The sequence below is a fragment of the Pseudoalteromonas sp. MSK9-3 genome (genome assembly GCF_003590335.1).
Classification (GTDB): Bacteria; Pseudomonadota; Gammaproteobacteria; order Enterobacterales; family Alteromonadaceae; genus Pseudoalteromonas.
Window position 1 is genome coordinate 1 of record NZ_MIET01000076.1, and the last position, 838, is coordinate 838.

At 48.7% G+C, this 838-nt stretch carries 1 protein-coding gene; it reads left to right on the forward strand.

Going from position 1 to position 838, the window contains the following annotated elements:
• Window positions 1-838, forward strand: an 838-nt coding sequence (locus BGP78_RS22475) for an AMP-binding protein (RefSeq protein WP_147386112.1), incomplete at both ends; no start/stop codon positions are given.

Genomic DNA, 838 nt, shown 5'->3' on the forward strand with positions numbered 1-838 from the left:
CAGCCAGATGCAGCACATACTGGTGTCAGATAACCGCATTGCTGAGCTGGCAGGAGAGGCGCAGTTACATTGTTTACCAGAGATAACGCTCCATGATAGCTGGCAAATGGAGACGGTGTATCCAGCCCAAGGGGCGTATGTTATTTATACCTCGGGCTCAACGGGTAATCCAAAAGGGGTGTTGGTAAGTCGAGGTTCGATAGGGATGCATTGTCGTTCAATTGGGCGTCGTTATGGCTTAAGCGCATCAGACAGAGAGCTGATATTCATGTCATTTTGTTTTGATGGGGCCCATGAGCGTTGGTTATCAGCAGTCACGCATGGTGGCACAGTGGTTATTCGCCCAGAAAAACAGTGGGACTTGCAAGAAACGTATGAAAATATGCACGCACAGCGCGTGAGTGTGGTGGTATTCCCACCAGTCTTCTTACGAGAGTTGGCCGCGTATGTTGAACAAATAGGCAACCCTCCACCAGTTAGAGTGTATTGTTTTGGTGGAGATGCGATGCCACAAGCGTCTTTTGAACTAGCCCAGCGAGTTTTAAAACCTGCGTTTTTTATTAATGGTTATGGTCCAACAGAGACGGTTGTGACGCCGTTGACGTGGAAAGCATTACCAGGAAGCAGCTTTGACAGTGTATATGCGCCGATAGGAGAGGTGTTAGGGCAGCGTCAAGCGTGGATATTGGATGACCAATTAAACTTAGTACTGCCGGGTATGATCGGTGAATTATACATGGCGGAAGAGGTCGGGTTAGCCCGAGGGTATTTGAATCGTCCAGATTTAACGGCAGAGCGTTTTGTTGCGGACCCGTTTAAAGCAGATGGCTCACGGTTA